The organism is Pseudomonas sp. TH08, from assembly GCF_016651275.1.
GTDB lineage: Bacteria > Pseudomonadota > Gammaproteobacteria > Pseudomonadales > Pseudomonadaceae > Aquipseudomonas.
Genome location: NZ_JAEKEE010000003.1, coordinates 864678 through 885272 on the forward strand (window position 1 = coordinate 864678; position 20595 = coordinate 885272).

The following is a 20595-nucleotide window of genomic DNA, read 5'->3' on the forward strand; positions in this document are numbered from 1 at the left end:
TCAGCCACCGTCACGCTCGCGAGCCTTGGCGCTTTCGGCAAGAAACTGTTCGAGCCGGCTCAACTGTTCCTCCCAACCACGACTGTCCATGTAATACGCCGCTTTCTGGCGAATGTCGGGGATATGCGCGAAGCCCGATTCAGAGACTTTGAGCAACGTGCCGCTGTCGTAATCCGTCAGTTCAAACCTGACCAGCGTCGTCGGCTCCTGGGAATAGTCGATCTTCGGATCGACCGCATACGGATGCCACCGGAACGAGAACAACTGCTGCGGCTCCACCCGCTCGATCAGCACATTCCACAACACATGTTCATAACCCGGATACGTGACTTGCCCCTGCGTCCATTCACCGGCAATAAAGCGCCGCCCCTCCAGCGCCACACCAAACCACTGGCCAAACGCCTCGGCATCGACCAATGCGCGCCAGACATGTGAGCGCGGTGCCTTGAGCATGATTTTGCGTTCGAAACTATTGGGTACTGGTTTCATACGTCACCTCCTGTTTTGAACACTAGGCCTGTATGACCACATATCCAATGTGAAGTTGTATCAAACCGGTGCAGCCATTCATCTGAAAGGAAACATCCAGCGGCATTTACCGAGCGCTGCCCCGGCAGTTTCAAGCGTCACCCAGGCAATGAAACTGTTACCTTGGCCCGCGAAATAGAATCAGACAAGGACGAATCATGCAGCCATCCCTTCCCGAACGTTATCGCGGTGCCCTGCTCGGCCTGGCTTGCGGCGACGCAGTGGGTACTACGGTTGAGTTCAAGCCACGCGGTTCATTCCAACCGTTGACCGATATGGTCGGTGGTGGCCCTTTCCACCTGAAACCGGGGCAATGGACGGATGACACTTCCATGGCGCTGTGCCTGGCGGAAAGCCTGCTGACAAAAAACGCCTTCAACGCCGTTGATCAGATGGGGCGTTACCTGAACTGGTGGCAATGGGGTTATCTGAGCTCGACCGGCGAGTGTTTCGATATCGGCACGACGGTCAGTCAGGCATTGGCGAAGTACCAGCAGACCGCTGAACCCTTTGCCGGATCAACCGACCCGTATACCGCTGGCAACGGTTCGCTGATGCGCCTGGTGCCGGTGGTGTTGTTTTACTTTCCGGATGCCCGGCAGATCCGAAAGTTCGCCGCCGACAGCTCGCGAACAACCCACGCCGCCCCTGCCGCCATCGAGTGCTGCCAACTGTTCGCCGAGCTGATTGGCAAAGCCCTGCTGGGCGCCTCGAAGACAGAACTGCGCCACTCATCAGTGACGACGCTCAGGCAACCGGAAGTCGCGGCGATTGCACGTGGTGATTACCTCGGAAAATCGATCCGCGAAATCCGTGGCAGCGGTTACAGCGTTGAATCCCTGGAAGCCGCGCTATGGTGTTTCCATCACACTGACAGCTTCGCCGCAGCGATTCTGCAGGCCGCCAACCTCGGAGATGATGCCGATACCACGGCCGCCATCGTCGGCCAGTTGGCCGGTGCCTATTACGGCGTACGGGCGATTCCCGCCAACTGGCTGGAAATGCTCCATGAAGGCGAAGAAATTGCAGCGACCGCAGATCGTCTGCTGACAGCCTCCAGACTGCGAGTACCTGAATAGAGGCGACACAAGCGCTACACTGCTTGGCACCTACATTCGACACAGAGAGATGCCCATGTCCCCGCGCCTGCTGCTGGCCCTGACACCCTTTCTATTCGCCTCCTTCGCCCACGCCGCCGTCGACTGTGCCAACGCCAGCGACCAAGCGACGATGAACCAGTGCGCCGGGCAGGATTACAAGGCCGCCGACAACGAGTTGAACTCGGTGTATCAGCAGATCACCGGGCGGTTGAAGGACAACCCGGACGCCAAGAAGCTGCTGGTCAGTGCGCAGCGGGCGTGGGTCGGGTTTCGCGATGCCGAGTGCAAGTTTTCCGCGTCCGGGGTCACGGGCGGGAGTGTTTATCCGTTGATTTACGCCAATTGCCTGACGGGGGTGACCAAAGTGCGGGTCGAGGCGCTGAAAGAGTATTTGAAGTGTGAGGAAGGTGACATGAGTTGTCCGGTACCCGGAGCCTGATTTTTCGGCGGATTTGAGGGGCCTCTTCGCGAGTAAGCTCGGCTCCTTCTTTGTAGGAGCCGAGCTTGCTCGCGAAGGCGTCAGAACAGCCGCCGCAAATTACCGGACAAAAATCTGCGCCGTGGTAATCGCCATATCCCCCCCAGGCAACTTGATACTGCCGGTCTGCTTCATCGTCTCGGCATCAAAAATCGCCACGTCATTAAACGTCCCGGCCAGGTAGATCTTGCTGCCATCCTTGTTGAACGAAATGCAGTAGTAGGAATGTTCCAGCGTCGCCGCCTGAATCAGCTTCTTCTGCTTGATGTCGTACTTGGCCAGGCGGTTGAGTACCCCGAACATCAGGTTCGGATCCTTCGGCGAACGCATGCCGCTGAAGTAGATTTCGGTCAACGGGCCGAAGTCAGTGGTTTCGGTCTTGCCGGTTTTCAGGTCGATACTGAACAGGCCATACAGATACTCGGCGGTCGCCGGATTCTGCTGCTTGTCCTTGAATTTCGCTGCGGTGTAGAGCAGTGAAAAATCATGGCGGTAAGTCTGCTGGTTCCACACATACAGCACATCTGGCGCGCTGTAGTTCGCACGCTTCCAGTGGCGGCTGGGGATCAGCACGTCGAACTTGCCACTCTTCACATCAACCTTGTAGACGTCGGCGCCCGCGACGTAGAGCGTGCCGTCATCGCCGCTTTGCATGATGGTCAATTGCCGTGGCGCCGGAAAACTGCGCACGGGTTTGGCGTTCATGCCGGCATCGGTGGCGTAGACATCCAGGCGCGGCTGTTTCACCTCGTAACGGTCATTAAGCATCTGCGTCGGGTTGGCGATGGTGTACAGCTCTTTGCCGTCATGGCTGACAGTAAACGCAAACATCGAGCGCGCTTTCTCGCCGGGTTGCTGGGTGATGCTGGCGTGGAACACTTGTTTGCAGCTATCGAGTTCGACCCCATAAACGTCGGCGTAATGATTGTTCAGCACATACGCGGTCTTGCGATCCGGTGACAATTGCACGGTGCCGGGGCCGAAGGCGTCGGGCATCTTGCAGGTCTTGTACAGGCTGTCGGTGGCCAGATCGAGGACGTGCAGGTTGTTCGGGTAATTGGTGGTCACCATGTACTCGTGACCGTCTTTCAGCGCGGTGTTTTCATCGGCCAGAACCGAGAGCGAACAGGCGCTCAGAACCGCGATTGCGGCCAGGCCGCAGGCTTTGATGCTGTGCATGCTGGAATCCTTTTTCTTGTACGCGGTTTTCTTAAAGGCATCATTTGTCTTTCGGGAAGACCGTGCCCAGGTTGCGCCAGTTGTCGTTGGACGCCTGGGCATCCTTGTTCCAGTCCGGGTAGGTGCTCATCATGTCCGGCACCTGCGCCGGCCACCAGCACGGGTCGGAGCAGCCGTAGAGGTCAGCTTCCATCGGCTGGCACAACGACGACACGCCGCCGAACGCATCGATTTCCCAGCCCGGGTCGGTGGTGGAGGCGCAGCCCGCCACCGAACTCATCGCCACCACTTCTTCGATGCGGTTTTCCTCCGCGGCCTGATCGAGCTTCAACGCTTTGTTATTGATTGCCTTGAGATGTTTCATATCAGTGAGCCTTGCGCGGAGTGATGTAGCTGCTGATAAACGCAGGGTTATTGGCCATGATCCGGGTGTAGACCTCGATGCCGAAGTCGACCCAGTCACGCATCAGTTCGCAGTAGTGATAGGTCGGGTGGGTCGGGTCGCCGTAGCGCGCGTAACTCTCGTGGTAGCAGCCACCGGAGCACAGGTTGCGGATCTGACAATCCTCACAACCGGTGTTGGTGCGATCCAGACGCTGCGACAGAAAGTCGTTCAATTCGACTTGCTTCACACCGCTGTGGACGTTACCGAAGGTCGGCAACGTTGAGCCGGTGAAGCGGTGGCAGAGGTTGAGTTCGCCCTTGTGATCGACCGCCAGCATCTTCAACCCGGCGCCACACGGCAGGGCTTTTTTATGGCCCTCGTGGATGTCGGTGATCAACTGGTGCAGGTTGGAGAAACCGATGTTGCGGTGCTCCAGCGCCGCTTCCAGATAACGTCGACCGAGGCGCTTCATGCTGGCAAAGACTTCGATCAGTTCCTCACTGCTGAGGTTGAAACTGCTGATATCGCCTGACGTTACCGGGGCAAAACCGACCTCGGCAAAACCCAGTTCATTGAACAGGTGATCCCAGATGGTTTCGACGTCGGTGACGCCGGTGGTCAGTGTCACCCGCGCACCGACCGGGCGGCTGTTGTAGCGCGACAACAACATCTCGGCCTTGCGCCGCACCACGTCATACGTGCCCTGCCCGCCTACGGTGATGCGGTTGCGGTCGTGCACGGTTTTCGGCCCGTCGATACTCACCGACAGCCCGAAGCGGTGAGCATTCAGGTAGTCGACGGTGTCTTCGGTCAGCAACGTGGCATTGGTGGTCATCACGAATTCGACGAACTTGCCGGCCTCGGCAAATCGCTTTTCGCAGTAATCGACCATGTACTCGATCAGCTTGCGGTTACTCAGCGGCTCGCCACCGAAAAACACCACGGTAAAACGCTCTTCATCCGGCGATTCACGCAGGAGCATTTCCACTGACGCAATCGCGGTTTCGACGTCCATCTTCTTGCCGGCGGATGGCTTGTCGAGATCTTCCTTGTAGCAATATGTGCAGCTCAGGTTGCAGCCGGTGTTGACGTTGAGCACCACGGTGTTGATCGCGGTGCGTTCGACGCGTTTGACCGCGATGTCCGGGGTCAGCGGCGAACCGTCGCTGACCAGTTCCAGCGAGATCAACTCGCGCAGGGTTTCGTTGATTTCCTCGCCGTTGAAGCGTGCCGCGAGGCGTTCGATCAGGTCTTCCGAGGAGCAGCCGGGGCCGCGCAACGTATCGATGATGGTGCCGGTCAGCTCGTCGCTGGCGAACAGCGAACTGCTCGGGATATGAAACAACATGCGGTCGGCATCGACGTGCACTTCGTGCAGATTGCGTTCGACCAGATTCAAGATAGCGCCCATTGCAAACCTCCTGTGCAGGCCTCGCTTGGCGGGGCTTGCGGTCATTCCGAAAAGTGTCTGAAGCGATGCAGTTCAGGACAACTCAAGGAATGGGTGGATTGTTCCAGCGTTGCACGGTGACGATCAGGTGGCCTTCGCCGGTGAGGGATTTCCCCGCATCGTCGACGGCGGCGATCACCTTGAGGTTGCCGGCGTTATTGGTGGACATTTTGCGCGCCGGATTCGGCCCGGCATCGCCCGGTACAAAAACGCCTGCGTCGGCCTGCATGCTGCCAGCGAACTTGACGTCCTCGTCCTCTTTGGCGCGGTCGTCGAAGGCCTCGACCTTCCACTGCGCCGGGAACACACCGATGCGATACGGCTTGCCGTCGGCGCCCTTGCCCCAGGCTACGGCGTCGAAACGGCCCTGCACCTTCGGCGTCGAACCACCGCCCTCGCCGATCCGTGCCACCGAGAACTCGGGCACCACTTTGACCGAAGCAATCTTGCTATACACCGACAGGCTCGGGCCTTTCAGCGCGCCCACGCTGACCGCGCGCAGCCCCGGTTGGGCATTGGCCGCCGCTTTGACTTTGACCTTGATGCGCTCGGCGTTCTGCTCGACCACTTCGACGACTTCCACGCCTTTACCGAAGTTCGGCTTACCGCTGAGCCCGCTGCCGATCAGGGTGATTTCGGTTTCGCTGCCAGCCTTCACGTAACCCGGCTGCACCGCGAGCAAACGCTGCGAGCCTTGCCTGGCAGCGACGAAATCAAGACCCCGCTCATCGTGTTCAGCGTCGAACATGCGTCCCTGCATAGCGTTGCCTTGCGCAGCGAACACCTGGCGCATCGTCACGCCATCAACATTGACGTTGCCGCGCCATTCGTAGCCGCTGTAGAGGATCGCGCTGCCGTTGCCATTGAATGCACTGCCGTCGGCGTACTGGCCTTTGACGCTGACCTTGAAGGTGTCGTTGCCGTCGGCGCTCACGCTCATCACGCCAGCAAGTTCACCTTTGCCTGGCAGGTGACCACTGAAGCTCCAGTCACCGACCAGCGCTTCAGCTTTCGGCGCGGTTTTCAGCCATTGCTGCCACGCCGGGTTGTCTAGCGGATAGCGCTTGGCCAGCAGCGGCACCATGTCTTTGCGAGCGATATCAAACCAATCTCGATCCCGCGCCAGCGCCTGATACTCCAGCGACGGCCATTGGCCGAGGTGGAAGTTGACCAAACGCTCCCATTCCTGCGCCGGACGCCGCTGTAGCGCCACCCGCGCACCGGAGTGGCAGCGGCCGCACATCTGGCTGGTTTTCTCGTCGAACTGCTCGACCGTGTTCAGCCGCCGTTCGAGCGCATAGCGCACGCCATCGGTTTCACTTGGCGCCAGGCCTTGGGTGTCCGCCAGGTACTTGACCAAAGTACGGCGGTCGTCATCGCTGATCTGCAGACCGTGCATGGTCTGCATCCGCGCAATGCTCATCAGCCAGCCTTCCGGAGTCTTGCGCTGGTGGCTGATGCGGCTCAAGGCGTTATCGGCTTCAGGGGTGTGACAGCCCTGACAGGTTTCCTTGAGGATGGTCTGGGCATCGCGGGCTGCCAGGCTGTAAGGCGAATGCAGGGCCACGCAAGCGGCCACGGCCAGCAGGCTGGCGCTCATGCCTGATCGGAGTCTTCTCTTCATCAACGTCGAACCTCGCACGGTGCTTTCTTATTGTTGTGGCTTATCGTTTTTATGGTTTCTGCCGTCGGCGGCGGGCCGCGAACGGAGGCAAGAGAAACGTCTGTGATGAGCAATACACGGAGCGTGCCAGCTTGCGGATAAGCTTTTCAATCAAGCATTTACGTGAAGATCACTGAGTTGCAGAGACGGCGCAGAGGTCGACCGGCGTCCAATTTCGCGACAACTGTTGCAGTGTGAGACAAGCATGGATGCGTGCTGAAACGAGTGTTGCCGACGACTGACCGTCCGATATCAAAGTGCCTGCTACGCTTGCTTTCGCACACATGTGCCTCAAGCCTCAAACCACCGAAAACCTGAGGAAAGCATCATGGGATCAAATGGAAATGGTCATAACTGCACGCATTGCGGATGCGAAAACCCGGTCTGGAATGCACTCAAACACAAGCTCGACCTCACAACCCTCACAGGCAAAGCCAACACCCTCACGGAGCCTGACGGCGAATCGCTGATCTTCACCGACGGCAGAATCTACCCCCTGAAAAACGGCAACATGCATGAACAGGTCGAAGCCTTGGGCATCCACCGTGGCGACGTCATCGCTTCGGGTACCCTCGCCGATGTACAGGCCTGCATGGACACCCAGGGTATCCAGTACAAAACTCGCTCACTGGCGGGCAAGACCCTGTTGCCGGGGTTGATTGAGCCGCACATTCACATCGTGCAGTCCTGCCTCATGGACAGCTGGCTGGATCTGGGTCCGATCGACAAAGAAACGCAGCGGTTGCGCCAATCGTATGACTGGGCCTATTTGCAGAGGATCATCGGCGACTGCAAGCACACCGATCCCGAGAGTTGGGTGCTGGGACACATGGTCGATCCGGCGCTGATGCCGTTCACGCTCAGTGCGGAGGGGAAAACCACCTGACGACGTTCCGTTGCGCAGGCGATTCCAGCGAGATCGGCAACCTCGACAGCCTGGTCAAGGATCGCCCACTGTTGATGATGAGCGCCTCCATGCACACGGCTTATCTGAACACGGCGGCTTGCACCATCGTCTACAGGAACGAGAGTGCAGCCAATCCAGAGTTTCTGACGAAATACCCGACGTTCCAGGTCTTCATGGATAAAACCCAAGGCGTCCTGCAAGAAGAAAAAGGCATTGTTCCGGCCATCCTGTCGATCCGGATCAAACAGATTCTGCATTCGCTGAACCTCTTCGGGCCGATGCAAAACTACTTTCACCAAGCCTCAAAACGCGGTGTAACCCTGTTGTACGACGCCATGGTCGATCCGATTTCCAAGCTCGTGCTGGAGGCTTATGGCCTGACACATCCGCGCAATGTACGGATTGGCTATGCGGCGACGTATAAAAAAGGCATGCCTTCTTACACCGCAGTCACCAAGGAGGCCGCCCGATATTTCTACCAGGGCGGGGTGAAACTGATCTCCGACGGCTCGAATCAAGGGCTGACCGGCTACCAGAACAAGCCTTATTGCTGCGAGACCACGCCAGAGTTGGGCAACTTCAACGTGTGTGACAAGGATGTTCCGCAACCCGAGACAATGCCGGATGCCTATAAAGAACTTCTGGTCGACGCCATGGCGACCGGTTGGCCATTAATGATCCATGCCAACGGCGATCGGGCAATTGATTTCACTCTGGAGGCTTATAAGAACGCATTGGATAACCGCAGCGGCCTGGAAAAACGCCATCGCATCGAACACTGCTCACTGCTGACTGAGGAGACCGTCAAACGCCTGCAACACCTGGGCATCTCGCCGAGCTTCCTGATTGGCCATGTCGGTTACTGGGGTTATGTTTTCGATAAAGCAATTTTCGAAGACAAGGCCAGCGACATGCTCGACTTGTGCAAATTGGCCCTGGACTATCGCCTGCGTATCTCGCTGCACAGCGACTGCACCGTCACCCCGCTTGGCCCGCTGCGGTCGATGGAACAAGCCGTCACGCGCAAAATGGAAGGTATACGCGACACCCTCGGCAACTTCATCGACGACCCGCGCCAGCAACCGGTGCTCAACGAAGGGCAATGTCTGACACGTCAGGAAGCACTGAAAGCCATCACCTATGACGCTGCCTGGCAGTGCCATGCCGATGGATTCACCGGTTCGTTGCAGGACGGAAACTTCGCCGATTTCGTGATTCTGGCTCAGGACCCACTCGACGAAACTTTCCCGGCCACCGGCATTCGCGGCATTGAAGTCTGCGAAACCTGGAAAGGTGGTTACAAGGTGTATTCCAGCACGGAAGGCTGACCGATATACGCTCAAGCCTGCGGCGAAGAAACCGCAGGCTTGAGTTCAATCATTGAATCGCAGCCGCAGGAATGGGCGCATCAACCCGCTGTCCCGTTTCAATATCACGGATCTCGAAATCCCACCGACCGTATCCGGACTTGCCGTCAAGCCCATAGGTACGCCCGCTGCAAGTTCCACGGTTCTCTCCACCGTCGCGGTATAGCTCTGCTGGGAAAGTTCTCTGCGTACCTCATTGATTGAAGGCCCGATGCTGCTTTCAGTCAGCGCCTCAAACCGCTGAAAATCAGTATCTTGAGTCTCAGCCGCTGTCGCGAATTGCGACAATCCGAACTCCACCAAGCGCCCTCTTATTCCGCCATCCCCTTACACGGCGGGCCTGCGCAGGACGCTCGAGTATCTGGCACAGCCATTGCGAAAGCCCTCTTTACGACAACGAACAACAAGAGGCTTCGCCATGTCCCTCCCGTATCTGCTTCCTGCCACCTCGGCTTTCATCCAGCGCCCGCCGCGCATGTTGATCGGCGGCGATTGGGTCGAGGCCGCCGACGGCCAGACCATGCCGTTGCACAACCCCGCCACCGGTGAAGTGTTGTGCGTGGTACCGCGGGCCACGCCGGATGACGTTGACCGCGCCGTACTCGCCGCACGGCAGGCGTTCGACGATTCCGCTTGGAGCCGCACACGTCCGCGTGAGCGGCAGAACCTGTTATGGAAACTCGCCGAGTTGATGCAGCGCGACGCTGAGCAACTGGCGCAACTGGAATGCCTGAACAACGGCAAAAGTGCTGCGGTGGCACAGGTAATGGACGTGCAACTGGCCATCGACTTTCTGCGCTACATGGCCGGTTGGGCGACCAAGATCGAAGGCTCCAGCGTTGAGGTATCGCTGCCGCTGATGCCGGGTGATGAATTCCACAGCTTCATCCGCCGTGAGGCAGTCGGTGTGGTCGGCGCCATCGTCGCCTGGAACTTTCCGTTGCTGCTGGCGTGCTGGAAACTCGGCCCGGCGCTGGCCACCGGTTGCACGGTAGTCCTCAAACCCGCCGATGAAACACCACTGACCGCACTGAGACTCGCGGAGCTGGTGCTGGAGGCAGGTTATCCGGAAGGCGTGTTCAACGTGGTTACTGGTACGGGAATCACCGCCGGTTCGGCGCTGACGCATAACTCATTGGTCGACAAGCTGACCTTCACCGGCTCCACGGCCGTCGGCAAACACATCGGCAAGATCGCCATGGACTCGATGACTCGCGTGACCCTGGAGCTGGGCGGCAAATCGCCGACCATTGTCATGGCCGACGCCGATCTGAAAACCGCGGCGACCGGCGCGGCCAGTGCGATCTTCTTCAATCAGGGCCAGGTCTGCTGCGCAGGTTCCAGGCTGTATGTGCAGCGCAAACACTTCGATAACGTCGTCGCCGATATCAGCGACATCGCCAACGCCATGAAGCTGGGTAACGGTCTTGATCCGAGCGTGGACATGGGCCCGCTGATCTCCGCCCGCCAGCAGGAGCGTGTGTACAACTACATCGAAATGGGCCGCGAAAGTGGCGCGACCATTGCCTGTGGCGGCGAGCAGTTCGGGCCGGGGTTTTTCGTCAAACCGACAGTGATTGTCGATGTCGATCAGAAGCACTCGTTGGTCCAGGAAGAGATTTTCGGCCCGGTGCTGGTGGCGATTCCATTCGATGATGAAGCCGATGCGTTGCGCATGGCCAATGACAGCCCGTATGGCTTGGGCGCGAGCATCTGGTCGAATGATCTGGCCGCGGTGCACCGAATGATCCCGCGCATCAAGTCAGGATCGGTGTGGGTCAACTGCCACAGTGCGCTGGATCCGGCGCTGCCATTTGGCGGGTACAAGATGTCCGGGGTCGGGCGCGAGATGGGCTATGCAGCGATCGAGCATTACACCGAATTGAAGTCGGTGTTGATCAAGTTGTGATTGCCTCACCCTCAAGTCCGCTTTCGTAAGCAAGCTCGGCGCCTACAGATCCCCGTTTTTGTAGGCGCTGAGCTTGCTCGCGAAGAGGCCAGCCGAGTCAAGGCCGATATCCCTGACTCAATAACCATGCCCTGATCACCCTGCCCTGCGCTTCATTCAATCCCGCCAACACCTGCTCCGCCGGCTCGGCTTGCAACCGCCTCACCAACGGCGCCAGCTCAACCCCCTGCACATGCCAAACCCCCAACGGCTGATCCGTTGTAATCACCACCTCGGCTTCATCGACAAAACCATCCCGCAACACCGGCATCCGCGCAATCCGCAACGCTGCAAAATCCGCCTCGGCATGCGCCACCTGATTATCCGGCCACTGTCGCCGCGCCTGCCAAAAAGGCTGTTCATGCCAGCGCTGTTCATCGGCATAAAAGTCGCGGCCGATCCGCGCGAAACGCCAGAACAACTGCTCCACCCGCTGCTGATGAAAGCGTTGCGCCAACGCCGCCCGCTCGGGTTTGCGCAGTAGCGTGTTGATCACCACTGGCGCCTGCAACGCCGAAGACAACGACTGGAAAATCCCGTTGCCCGACAGTGGGTCCACCGCCATTGCCGCATCGCCGACACGAATCCAGCGTTCACCGCATAGCTGTGGAGAAAGAATCGCGGTACTGCTGCGCGCGTGCAGTTGCAGATCGGCTTGCGCTGTATCGCCGAAAAACGCCTGGGCGACATCCGAGGCCTCTCGGCGTTGGCGACAATAATCGAGCAGGTGCGCCTTACCCGGTAACCCGGCGCTGGCCACGTCCACCGTCCATTGCCAATAACACTGCCCGTCGGCCCGGCGCGCCATCCACGCCCAGCCGTCCTCGAGACTCTCCACGGCGCTGGCGGTGGTACCCGGCGCTCCTTGCCAGCGATTGAGCAGACTGACCGTCTCCGGCCCGCGCAGGCCTTTGCCGAGCGCCGGCGCCTGGCGTCCGCGCGCTTCCACCAGAAAGTCCGCGTGCAGCGTCGCGCCACCGTCCAGTTCGATCCGGTGCCCGTTGACCGAAGGTTGCACACTCAGCACTCGCCCTTCGATCACCTCAACGCCGGCCCCGCGCAAAGCTTCCCGCAAACCGCGATCAAAGGTTGGCCGATCCAATAAATATTCGATGTTTTGCGCGTGCTGTTGGCCGTTCCAGTTCACCTGTCGCTGCGAGGGCAAGGTCGCCTGCGCCAATGCGTGATGCAAGCCGGCACCGCGCAGGGCCTCCAGCACACGTTGCGACACGCCTTCCAGCGCCGCGAAGCGTCGCCATTCGCTGACCAACATCACCTCGTAGCCCAATCGTCGCAGCCCTAAAGCAACGGCCGCACCCGCCGGGCCGGCGCCGAGAATCACCAAGGCAGTCATGGCCCGAGTCGCCGCTCAGGCCCACGATAGCGAGCGTTGTGTTTCAGCCACTCGACGACCTCGGCATTGCTCGCGCCAGGCTGCGCCAGTAGCAGCCCGGCGATGTGCCCGCTCAACGCCGCACACCCGAGACTGGCCCCCGACTGCCCCGGATAAGTGCCATGCACACACGCCGCGAAATCCGCCTGCGCACTGTCGAGCCATGACCATTGTTCGTCGGTACAACGCGCATCGCCGGTCACCCGCAGCACCTGCGGATAGCTCGCCGGAAATACCGCCGCGCCCTGAGCCGGGCTGGATGCGCAGAGCATCACGCCGCGTGCCACAGCCGCCGCACAGGCTTCGCGCAACAGGCTGCGATCCTGACGCAGGCCGAGGCTCAGATTGATCAGCCGAACGCCCTGCGTGACCAGCCAGTCGATCGCCGTGGCGATCTGCAACGCGCTGGTCACGCCGCGTTGATCAAACACCTGCGCCACGCAAATCTGCGCGCCCGGCGCACGATGGCTGATCGCTTCGATCACCGCGCTGCCATGGCCCAGCGGATCGTCACGCAGATCACTCTCGGCCAAGCCGTCCTCAAGCAACGAAAAACGCCGCCCGGCGATCACCTGTACGCGCTGCGCCGCCGAGTGGCCGCTGTCGACCACACCGATACGTAACTCAGGCTTCATGCAGCACCGTTTTCGAGGTCAATACGCCGTCAAGCAATTCAAAGCGCAGATCGGCATCCGCGAGCGTCGACGGTCGGTGGCTGATGAGGATGCGCGTACGCCCGGCAAACAAGCGGTCGATGGCCTCGATCACTTCCCGCTCGGTGGTTTCATCGACGGCCGAGGTGGCTTCGTCGAGCACCAGAATCAACGGATCCTGCAACAAGGCTCGGGCAATGGCGATGCGTTGCTTCTGCCCGCCGGACAACTGCTGGCCACGCTCGCCCAACGGGCTGTCGAGACCTTCGGGCAGCGACGCAATCAAGCTGTCGAGTTGCGCCAACCGCGCGACTTCAGCGACGGCTTCACGACTGGCATCCGGCACCGCATAAGCAAGGTTATCCGCGAGACTGCCGCGAAACAGCACGATGTCCTGGCTGACCACGGCGATGCGTCGACGCAGTTCGAACAGATCCAGTTCGCGCAGATCCACTTCGCCGAGCAGCACCCGCCCCGACTGTGGGTCGTGATGTCGTTGCAGCAGGTCGATCAGGGTCGATTTGCCAACCCCCGAGCCACCGCTCAACGCCACTTTCAAACCGTAGGGAATCGTCGCTTCGATACCACTCAACGTGCTCGGCCGGCCCGGATGACTGAAATGCACATTGTCGAAACGCAACTCGCCCGAGACCGGCACTGGCTGCGGCGAAACCGGCGAGCGCACCGTCGGCTCTTCGCCACGCAACTCCATCACTCGACCGAGGCTGACGGTCATCCGTTGAATGGCGACATACAATCCCAACAAACTCTGCACCGGCCCAACCGCCATGCCCAGATAGGTGGAAAACGCGATCAACGCGCCCAATTGCCAAGTGCCCTGTACCACCCAATAACCGCCGATCAAAAACGCACAGGCACGGGACAGCGAGGTCAATGTACCCGGCACTGCCTGAGTGAAAAACTCGGTGACTTGCAGGCGCAGCAACTGATTCATATAGCCCTGCCCCAGGTTCTCCAGACGCCGTGCCTCACGCTGTTGCTGACCGGCCGACTGGATGAATTTCATCACCGGCAGCGTCTCGACCATGAACGACGACATGTCGGCCGAACGTTCGCGCAACTGGCGTACATCGCGCTCGACCTTGCGCCGCATCCAGCGCAGCCACAGCACGTCGAGGGGGATCAGCACCAGCGCCAGCAGCGAGAGCTTCCATGACAGCGTGAACAGCATGGCGATTGCCACCACCAGCCCGATCACACTCGATACTGCCGAGAACAATGAGTCCACGGCAAAGCGCTGAATCTCCGCGACATCACCATCAAGCCGCGACATCAGATCGCCGATGCGCCGCTGCCCGTAGAAGCTTGGCGACAGGGTTTGCAAATGCCGATAAAGGTCATCGCGCAGGGCAAACAGAATCCTCCCGGACAGCCGCGTGTGCAGATAACGATTGATCCCCGACAACGCCGTACCGAGTAATCCGGCGATGATCATCAACACAGCGATCGTCACCAGCATCGGAAAATTGCGCGCCAGCAGACCATCATCGATCAGCAGTTTGACCAGCCATGGCTGCACCAATACCAGCAACGAGGCGCACACCGACAGCCCGAGCAACCCGGCAATCGCCAAGCGCTGCGGGCGAACGAAACCGTACAGCCAGCGCAACGCCGCTTGCAGTGCGGCGGGGTCGCGACTGTCGATCAGCCGAACAATCAGGCGCTGCATCAGACGCGCAACTGTTTGAGTTTGCGATACAGGGTTGCGCGGCTGATGCCGAGTGCTTCGGCGGCGGCCGAGACGTTGCCCTGATGGCTGTCGAGAGACTGACGGATCATCTCCAGTTCGTTCTCGCGAATACTGCCGGGCTGGGATTTTTCGCTGGCAGCGAGTTCGTCGAGCATGCTGTCAGGCAGGTGATCGAGTATCAGCAGTGTCTCGCCCGGTTCACGCATGGCCAGCGCGGTACGCAAGACCATTTCCAGTTGGCGGATGTTGCCCGGCCAGTGATACGCGCCGAGCAGGCGGTCGAGGTCGTCGTGCAGCATCACGTTCGGTGCGTCGAGTTTGCTTAACAGTCTTGCGACCAGTGCGGCGAAATCATCACGCTCACGCAGGGCCGGGAGCATCACACTGATACCGTTGACGCGATAGAACAGGTCCTCGCGAAACTGTTTGTCAGCAACTCGTATTTTCAGGTCACGGTGCGTGGCGCAGATCAGCGCGACATCGATGTCCTGCTCTTCGCCAGCACCGAGCGGCGCGACTTTGCGATCCTGCAACACCCGCAATAAACGCGCCTGCAAAGCCAGCGGCATGTCGCCGATTTCGTCGAGGAACAGCGTGCCGCCGTGAGCCTGCTGGAGGCGGCCGATCATGCCGCCACGGCGCGAACCGGTAAACGCGCCCTCACGGTAGCCGAACAGTTCCGACTCGATCAGGCCTTCGGGAATCGCCGCACAGTTCACCGCGACAAAGGGTTTGTCGCAACGGCTGCCAGCCATGTGCAGGGCGCGGGCGATGACTTCTTTACCCGTGCCGGTTTCACCGAGCAGCAACACTGGCAACTCGTTGGCCAAGCCCTGACGGGCCATGCGCAAGGCTCGGGCGTAGCGGGCATTGTTGCCGGCCAGCGCTTCGAGATCCGGTTGTGGTTTAGCGGCTTTTGCCACGCTGCGCGGTGGCCCGCCGAGGTTGACCGAACGCGCCGGGGCACGCAGGGTCTTGTAGAAAAACTCACCTTTGGCGGTTTGCAGACTGCCGACGCCGCCCTGTTGCAAACGACTGAGCAATTGCACGCCATCGACACCCAGAAACTCTTCACAACGCCGCCCGACCAGCGCCGAGCGCTCGGCCCGCAGCAATTGGCAGGCCTGCGCGCTGACCGCGAGAATCTGTCCGCCAAGACTGACCGCCAGCAAGCCCTGCCATGGCGATTCGAGATACTGCCGACGACTGTGAAATGCCAGGACGATCTGCTCGGGGAAGCTGTTGTTGAATACCCGGCTCTCGATCTGGCTGACCGCCATGCTCAGCAACGCGGTGCTGTCATGGACGCGCCCGAGCGGGCCTTCACGGGTCAGGTCAAGGACGCCAAGAATGTCACCCTGCGGGCAATGGATCGGCACTGAGGTGCAGGAGAAATCGCTGAGGCGATCAAGGTAATGTTCGCCGCAATCGATCAGCGTCGGCCGGGCCTCGACCAACGCGGTACCCAAAGCATTGGTGCCGCGCGCCGCTTCGCTCCAACAGGCGCCAAGGGTGATGTCTTGCAGGCCGGTGCCCTTGAGTCGGTCGGCACGTCCTTCGACCGCAAGAATGGTCGCATCGGAGTTGGCGAGGATGATCAAACCTTCCTTGCCCTGACGCTCGGCGAGGTAATCGATGGCCGGCATCGCTGCGTCGATCAGCAGTCGATTGCTCGCCAGCAGCACATCGAGACTGGCGCTCGATTCGAGGCTCAGTTCGTGTTTGCCGTTGAAATGCACACCGTGGCTCAGGCTGCGACGCCACGAAGCATCGATCTCCGCACGCAGCACACCATCGGGCACCTGACCCTCCAGATGCAGCTTCTCCCGGGCGAGCCGGGCCTGGGGTTGAGACTTGGGATCGGTGGTTTTTATTAGAGTCATCAAGCGCTCCGCAGCGGTCCGCTTGGCGCTTTTATGAGTTCAGCGCCCTGACGGCAATCTTTACGTTAACGTCAGGACGATGGCAAGCACTGCGGGGCACTTGTGTTCCGCCAGGCGTTTCGATGCTGATGAGGGTTCAGGCGCGCAACGAGAAGATCGACGCCGCAGCGTTCGCGGCAATTAATTATTGCAAATCGATAATTTAGCATCGAAAATCAATCACTCTTACGACACAACCAGGAATTTTCATGAGTACTCGCATCAACGGCGTGGCGCTGCAGCGCATGCATTGGGTCGGACTGCTGGCAGCGATCCTTGTCTGGATCCTGGGCGCCACGGAGGTTGGCGGTAGCGCTACGCTCTGGATCTCTAAAACGGACGAAATGCTGGCAGCCTTGCTCTATGCGTTTGCTGAAAACTCGCCGCAATTACTTGACCCGTTTGTCGAAGGCGCGCTGCTCAATCCCGACACCTGGCTATCGCCGCTGGTCACTGCGCTAATCGTCTTTCTGGACTTCCTGCCCGTTGCGTTATCGGCCTACGCGTTATGGCTGACAGGGCTGTTTTTCCTGCGCTTGTCGCGCGGTGAAACCTGGACCGAACGCAATATCAGGCTCTTGTGGCGAGTCGGAGTACTGTGCATCATTTCTCCGGCAGCCTACCCGCTGGTAGAGACCTTGCAGGGTTTGGCGTTGTCGATAGATCTGCCACCTGGGGAGCGGATTTTTCAATTCTCGATCGGCCTGTCTTCCTCTTCCGCCTACGAGATTGTCAAAGGCGTATTGCTCTGTTTGTTTTCAATTATCATGCGAGATGCAAAAGTACTCAGCGATGAGCAAAGTCAATACATATAGAACAATAGAATGACCATTATCGTCCGCCTTGACGTTGTCATGGCCACACAAAAAATTCGCTCGAAAGAGCTGGCCGCCCTGCTCGGGATCACCGAGGCCAATCTGTCATTACTGAAAAATGGCAAGGTCAAAGGCGTGAAGATAGCAACGCTCGACAAGCTTTGTGCCGCGCTCGATTGCCAGCCAGGCGATCTGCTGGAATTCCAGAAAGACTGAGCCTGCTCATGGCGGCGAGTTGTTTTTGGCAAGTCCCAACCGTTTAACTGTTATTCAATTCTTGGTTGTAAGGTTTCTATTTCATGTCCCGTTACTATTCCTGCGCGCTGTTATGGCTGACGGCGTTACTCAGCGGCTGCGCCACACAATTAGAAGTGGCACTCAATGCAACACCTGATCCGGACTATCAATTTGACCGCAAGGCCACTGTTCTTGTGACGTCTGCCAATGGCAGCGATGAAAGCGCACTGAATGCCCGCTACTATCTTCGAGACATGGTGAATGCGTTAAAAGAAAAGGGCTTTCAGGAGGTCTATACCGACACTGATCTACCCCAAAAGCACGCTCCGATCAAAATGACCGTCACCCTCGATGTCAGCAGCCGACAGGTGTCTTATCGCTATACCGCTACCGATTATGGGCAGGTGGCAACCAGCACCTCGACTGTGTGCAAGAACAGTAAGAAAAAAGATGACCGGCTGACCTGCACAAGCACGCCAAACACCACTTATGGCCCGGTAGGTACCTCGGAGCGAACCGGCTACACCACCCTCAGTACGTTCATTGCGACTGCCAAGGATGAAGTGAGCAAACGTGCGGTCTACCTGTTGCGGGCTTCGTCCTATAACGAAGACTGCCAGCCAGCCAAGGTCGAAACCTTCCTGGTAGAGCAAGGGCTGCAGAACCTGAATTTCGAGGACCGCGTACAACGCAACTACAGCGTCACAATGCCCGAGGGCTATCGCTGCAAATAGTCTGATGGCAGCTTCCCGGCACAGATGCGACCTGTGCCGGGCAGCGGTTGCCGGCTAAACGTGCGGATCCCCCGGCGCTTTGCTCGGCGCGGCGTATTGCGGCTTGAGGTGGCCGTCCTGATCAAGTAGCCAGGCGTCCATGATCTGTCGCACCACGGGACCGGCGACGCGACCACCGGCCTCGCCGTTCTCGATCATCACCGCAATCGCGATCTTCGGATGTTCGGCCGGTGCGAAACCGACGAACAAGGCGTTGTCGCGGTGGCGCTCGAGGGTCTTCTCGCGGTTGTAGCGTTCGCCCTGTTTGATCGCCACCACTTGTGCCGTACCACTCTTGCCGGCGATACGATATTGCGCGCCTGCCGCTGCCGCGCGAGCGATGCCGCGGGCGTCGTGCATGACCATCTGCATGCCGTGGTTGACCTGCTCCCAGTCACGCGGATCCTTTAGCAGGATATTCGGCATCGGGTGCTCATCCACCGGGGCTACGCCATCGACGGTCTTCGCCAGGTGCGGACGGTTCCATACGCCTTTGTTGGCGATCAGAGCCGTGGCTTGGGCCAATTGCAGTGGCGTGACCTGCATGTAGCCTTGGCCGATGCCGAGGATTACGGTCTCGCCGGGGAACCAGGCCTGACGACGCGTGGCGCGCTTCCAGGCCTGGGACGGCATCAGGCCGGCCGACTCTTCGAACATGTCCAGCGAGACCTTCTCGCCAAGCCCGAACATCGCCATGTAATCGTGCAGACGATCAATACCCAGCTTGTGCGCCAGATCGTAGAAGTAGGTATCGTTGGAGCGCATGATCGCCGCGTCCATATCTACCCAACCGTCGCCGCTGTGGTTCCAGTTTCGGTACTTGTGATCAAAGTCCGGCAGTTGGTAGTAGCCCGGATCGAAGACCCGGGTCTGTGGCGTCACGACCCCGGCATCGAGCCCGGCGATTGCCACTTCCGGCTTGATCGTCGAGCCCGGCGCATAGAGGCCACGCAGTACACGGTTGAACAGCGGTCGGTCGATAGAGTCACGCAGCGCCGAGTATTCCTTGGAGCTGATACCGGTGACGAACAGATTCGGGTCGAAACTCGGGTTGCTGACCATGGCCAGCACTTCACCGGTGGACGGGTCGAGCGCTACGACTGAACCTCGACGATCACCCAGTGCGGCCTCGGCGGCTTCCTGCAGTTTGACGTCGAGGCTGAGGACGATGTTTTTGCCGGGCACCGGATCCGTGTGCTTGAGCACCCGCAGTACACGACCCTGCGCGTTGGTTTCCACTTCCTCGTAACCGACATGACCGTGCAGCTGTGGTTCGTAGAAGCGCTCGATACCGGTTTTGCCAATGGATTGAGTACCGCGGTACTCCACCGAGTCGAGGGTCTTGGATTCTTTTTCGTTGATTCGGCCGACATAGCCGATCGAATGGGCGAAATGAGCGCCGAGGGGATAGTGACGAACGAATTGTGGTTCGACATCGAGGCCGGGCAAGCGGAACTCATTGACTGCCAATACGGCAATCTGCTCTTCCGTCAGCTCATAAAACAATGTCACCGGCGTGAACGGATGACGGGACTGCTTCATGGCTTTGTCGAACACCGTGCGGTCTTCAGCGGGCAGGTGCAGAAGGCTGATGACCTCGTCCAGCTCCTCATTGACATCAGTGGCGCGCTCTCGGGTGATCGTCAGGTTGTAGCTGGGACGGTTGTCCGCGAGCAGCACGCCATTGCGGTCGTAGATCAAGCCGCGTGTCGGCGGGATCGGCAAGACGTGCACACGGTTGTTTTCGGAGATGGTCGAGTGATAGTCAAACTCAACCACTTGCAGAATGTACAAGCGTACGACCAGCGCGCAGCTGACGGCGAAGACGAACAAGGCGCAGGCAATCAACCGTTTGTTGACCAGACGCTTCTCTTTTTCGTGATCCTTGATCGGGATGGGTCCAGGCATTTCTACAGCAACTCTTTGACATAAATGAGTGCCGATCCGTGGGCATGACATCAGTCCGTTAAAAAACGAGCTGCACCATACCAAAAACTGCACGGTCACTTCAGAACGATTTGCTCCAATGGCAGCGCGTGCGACGGTTGGCCCCTTCGGAAACGGAGGAAAAACTTTCCTGCGGGCA

The 20595-nt window shown here is 59.3% G+C and carries 18 protein-coding genes; 8 read left to right on the forward strand and 10 right to left on the reverse strand.

The window, feature by feature from the left end:
• On the reverse strand, window positions 1-489 hold the full coding sequence (locus JFT91_RS17190) for an SRPBCC family protein (protein ID WP_201205004.1): 489 nt from the start codon (window positions 487-489) through the stop codon (window positions 1-3).
• A gap of 197 nt (window positions 490-686) precedes the next feature.
• Between JFT91_RS17190 and JFT91_RS17195 the strand changes: the two genes are divergently transcribed.
• Window positions 687-1607 carry an ADP-ribosylglycohydrolase family protein gene (locus JFT91_RS17195; RefSeq protein ID WP_201233207.1) on the forward strand — a complete coding sequence of 307 codons (921 nt, stop codon included), beginning with the start codon at window positions 687-689 and terminating at the stop codon, window positions 1605-1607.
• A gap of 55 nt (window positions 1608-1662) precedes the next feature.
• Window positions 1663-2067 carry a lysozyme inhibitor LprI family protein gene (locus JFT91_RS17200; protein WP_201226623.1) on the forward strand — a complete coding sequence of 135 codons (405 nt, stop codon included), beginning with the start codon at window positions 1663-1665 and terminating at the stop codon, window positions 2065-2067.
• 99 nt (window positions 2068-2166) lie between these two features.
• Here JFT91_RS17200 and peaD read toward each other — a convergent pair whose 3' ends face one another.
• The 4 genes from peaD to peaA all read right to left on the reverse strand — a co-directional run bounded on the left by peaD (window position 2167) and on the right by peaA (window position 6744).
• Window positions 2167-3285 carry a quinohemoprotein amine dehydrogenase subunit beta gene (peaD, locus tag JFT91_RS17205; RefSeq protein WP_201233208.1) on the reverse strand — a complete coding sequence of 373 codons (1119 nt, stop codon included), beginning with the start codon at window positions 3283-3285 and terminating at the stop codon, window positions 2167-2169.
• Between the two features lie 40 nt (window positions 3286-3325).
• Window positions 3326-3649: a quinohemoprotein amine dehydrogenase subunit gamma gene (gene qhpC / locus JFT91_RS17210; RefSeq protein ID WP_064117830.1), complete on the reverse strand. Its 324-nt coding sequence runs from the start codon at window positions 3647-3649 to the stop codon at window positions 3326-3328.
• Between the two features lies 1 nt (window position 3650).
• Window positions 3651-5081, reverse strand: coding sequence for a quinohemoprotein amine dehydrogenase maturation protein (peaB, locus tag JFT91_RS17215; protein ID WP_201226625.1), 1431 nt, complete (start codon window positions 5079-5081; stop codon window positions 3651-3653).
• Between the two features lie 82 nt (window positions 5082-5163).
• Window positions 5164-6744 (reverse strand): quinohemoprotein amine dehydrogenase subunit alpha, encoded by a 1581-nt coding sequence (peaA, locus tag JFT91_RS17220; protein WP_201233209.1) that lies wholly within the window; start codon window positions 6742-6744, stop codon window positions 5164-5166.
• A gap of 367 nt (window positions 6745-7111) precedes the next feature.
• Between peaA and JFT91_RS29655 the strand changes: the two genes are divergently transcribed.
• From JFT91_RS29655 to JFT91_RS17230, 3 genes are all read left to right on the forward strand, one after another.
• Window positions 7112-7669: an amidohydrolase family protein gene (locus JFT91_RS29655; protein ID WP_242489287.1), complete on the forward strand. Its 558-nt coding sequence runs from the start codon at window positions 7112-7114 to the stop codon at window positions 7667-7669.
• An 89-nt stretch (window positions 7670-7758) separates the two neighbouring features.
• The gene (locus JFT91_RS17225; RefSeq protein WP_242489288.1) at window positions 7759-9018 is read left to right on the forward strand and encodes an amidohydrolase family protein; all 1260 of its coding nucleotides are present in this window, start codon (window positions 7759-7761) and stop codon (window positions 9016-9018) included.
• 457 nt (window positions 9019-9475) lie between these two features.
• A complete protein-coding gene (locus JFT91_RS17230) occupies window positions 9476-10966 on the forward strand; it encodes an aldehyde dehydrogenase family protein (RefSeq protein ID WP_201233210.1) in 1491 nt (496 codons plus the stop codon).
• 97 nt (window positions 10967-11063) lie between these two features.
• Here the strand turns inward: JFT91_RS17230 and qhpG are convergent, their stop codons facing one another.
• The 4 genes from qhpG to JFT91_RS17250 are packed head-to-tail and all read right to left on the reverse strand — an operon-like array spanning window position 11064 to window position 16645.
• Window positions 11064-12359: a flavin-dependent monooxygenase QhpG gene (qhpG, locus tag JFT91_RS17235; RefSeq protein ID WP_201233212.1), complete on the reverse strand. Its 1296-nt coding sequence runs from the start codon at window positions 12357-12359 to the stop codon at window positions 11064-11066.
• Window positions 12356-13033 (reverse strand): subtilisin-like serine protease QhpE, encoded by a 678-nt coding sequence (gene qhpE / locus JFT91_RS17240; RefSeq protein WP_201233214.1) that lies wholly within the window; start codon window positions 13031-13033, stop codon window positions 12356-12358. The genes qhpG and qhpE overlap by 4 nt, the downstream gene beginning before the upstream one ends.
• Window positions 13023-14741, reverse strand: a complete 1719-nt coding sequence (locus JFT91_RS17245; protein WP_201233216.1) for an ABC transporter ATP-binding protein — start codon at window positions 14739-14741, stop codon at window positions 13023-13025. Before JFT91_RS17245 ends, qhpE begins: the two co-directional genes overlap by 11 nt.
• On the reverse strand, window positions 14741-16645 hold the full coding sequence (locus JFT91_RS17250; RefSeq protein WP_201233218.1) for a sigma-54-dependent Fis family transcriptional regulator: 1905 nt from the start codon (window positions 16643-16645) through the stop codon (window positions 14741-14743). Before JFT91_RS17250 ends, JFT91_RS17245 begins: the two co-directional genes overlap by 1 nt.
• Before the next feature lie 248 nt (window positions 16646-16893).
• On the opposite strand from JFT91_RS17250, the gene JFT91_RS17255 reads away from it, so the two are divergent.
• From JFT91_RS17255 to JFT91_RS17265, 3 genes are all read left to right on the forward strand, one after another.
• A complete protein-coding gene (locus tag JFT91_RS17255; RefSeq protein WP_201205024.1) occupies window positions 16894-17499 on the forward strand; it encodes a hypothetical protein in 606 nt (201 codons plus the stop codon).
• A gap of 9 nt (window positions 17500-17508) precedes the next feature.
• Window positions 17509-17715, forward strand: coding sequence for a helix-turn-helix domain-containing protein (locus JFT91_RS17260; protein WP_201205025.1), 207 nt, complete (start codon window positions 17509-17511; stop codon window positions 17713-17715).
• A gap of 83 nt (window positions 17716-17798) precedes the next feature.
• Entirely contained in the window at window positions 17799-18470 is a 672-nt protein-coding gene (locus tag JFT91_RS17265) for a hypothetical protein (protein WP_201205026.1), read from the forward strand.
• A gap of 54 nt (window positions 18471-18524) precedes the next feature.
• Here the strand turns inward: JFT91_RS17265 and mrdA are convergent, their stop codons facing one another.
• Window positions 18525-20417, reverse strand: coding sequence for a penicillin-binding protein 2 (gene mrdA / locus JFT91_RS17270; protein ID WP_201233220.1), 1893 nt, complete (start codon window positions 20415-20417; stop codon window positions 18525-18527).
• Between the last annotated feature and the right edge of the window lie 178 nt (window positions 20418-20595).

Bases quoted from the DNA above. Each gene is read 5' to 3' on its own strand.
- JFT91_RS17190 (WP_201205004.1), bottom strand. From the start codon at position 489: ATGAAACCAGTACCCAATAGTTTCGAACGCAAAATCATGCTCAAGGCA.
- JFT91_RS17195 (WP_201233207.1), top strand. From the start codon at position 687: ATGCAGCCATCCCTTCCCGAACGTTATCGCGGTGCCCTGCTCGGCCTG.
- JFT91_RS17200 (WP_201226623.1), top strand. From the start codon at position 1,663: ATGTCCCCGCGCCTGCTGCTGGCCCTGACACCCTTTCTATTCGCCTCC.
- peaD (WP_201233208.1), bottom strand. From the start codon at position 3,285: ATGCACAGCATCAAAGCCTGCGGCCTGGCCGCAATCGCGGTTCTGAGC.
- qhpC (WP_064117830.1), bottom strand. From the start codon at position 3,649: ATGAAACATCTCAAGGCAATCAATAACAAAGCGTTGAAGCTCGATCAG.
- peaB (WP_201226625.1), bottom strand. From the start codon at position 5,081: ATGGGCGCTATCTTGAATCTGGTCGAACGCAATCTGCACGAAGTGCAC.
- peaA (WP_201233209.1), bottom strand. From the start codon at position 6,744: ATGAAGAGAAGACTCCGATCAGGCATGAGCGCCAGCCTGCTGGCCGTG.
- JFT91_RS29655 (WP_242489287.1), top strand. From the start codon at position 7,112: ATGGGATCAAATGGAAATGGTCATAACTGCACGCATTGCGGATGCGAA.
- JFT91_RS17225 (WP_242489288.1), top strand. From the start codon at position 7,759: ATGCACACGGCTTATCTGAACACGGCGGCTTGCACCATCGTCTACAGG.
- JFT91_RS17230 (WP_201233210.1), top strand. From the start codon at position 9,476: ATGTCCCTCCCGTATCTGCTTCCTGCCACCTCGGCTTTCATCCAGCGC.
- qhpG (WP_201233212.1), bottom strand. From the start codon at position 12,359: ATGACTGCCTTGGTGATTCTCGGCGCCGGCCCGGCGGGTGCGGCCGTT.
- qhpE (WP_201233214.1), bottom strand. From the start codon at position 13,033: ATGAAGCCTGAGTTACGTATCGGTGTGGTCGACAGCGGCCACTCGGCG.
- JFT91_RS17245 (WP_201233216.1), bottom strand. From the start codon at position 14,741: ATGCAGCGCCTGATTGTTCGGCTGATCGACAGTCGCGACCCCGCCGCA.
- JFT91_RS17250 (WP_201233218.1), bottom strand. From the start codon at position 16,645: ATGACTCTAATAAAAACCACCGATCCCAAGTCTCAACCCCAGGCCCGG.
- JFT91_RS17255 (WP_201205024.1), top strand. From the start codon at position 16,894: ATGAGTACTCGCATCAACGGCGTGGCGCTGCAGCGCATGCATTGGGTC.
- JFT91_RS17260 (WP_201205025.1), top strand. From the start codon at position 17,509: ATGACCATTATCGTCCGCCTTGACGTTGTCATGGCCACACAAAAAATT.
- JFT91_RS17265 (WP_201205026.1), top strand. From the start codon at position 17,799: ATGTCCCGTTACTATTCCTGCGCGCTGTTATGGCTGACGGCGTTACTC.
- mrdA (WP_201233220.1), bottom strand. From the start codon at position 20,417: ATGCCTGGACCCATCCCGATCAAGGATCACGAAAAAGAGAAGCGTCTG.